Source organism: Psychroflexus lacisalsi (genome assembly GCF_020164495.1).
Lineage (GTDB): Bacteria > Bacteroidota > Bacteroidia > Flavobacteriales > Flavobacteriaceae > Psychroflexus > Psychroflexus lacisalsi.
The window spans coordinates 1-264 of the sequence record NZ_JAIQYZ010000043.1 but is presented as its reverse complement, the minus strand read 5'-3'; the positions used below and the strand labels follow the sequence as shown (position 1 = coordinate 264).

Annotated in this window: 1 protein-coding gene; it reads right to left on the bottom strand. The window is 44.7% G+C overall.

Annotated features, from left to right (window positions below):
- The coding region (locus LB449_RS13890; RefSeq protein ID WP_224455704.1) for a transposase at positions 1-264 on the bottom strand (264 nt) is incomplete at both ends.

Below are 264 nucleotides of genomic sequence, written 5' to 3'. Positions count from 1 at the left end.
GCAATCAGTGCTAACTTCTTGCTCTTTCCCTTGTTTACTATACGCTCATAGATTTCTCTACAAGCCTTGTTGTGCTTACAGGCATTAAAGGCGCACAAGAACAGTAGATTTCGCAGTTTCCTGTTTCCCACCTTGCTGATCCTCGCCCTACCTCTTACGCTGCTACCAGACTCTCTTGTAGTGGGAGTTATTCCCACATAGCTGCAAAGCTGCGAGGCCTTTTCAAATTTAGAGAAGCCATCGGTAATTACAATCAGAAACAAG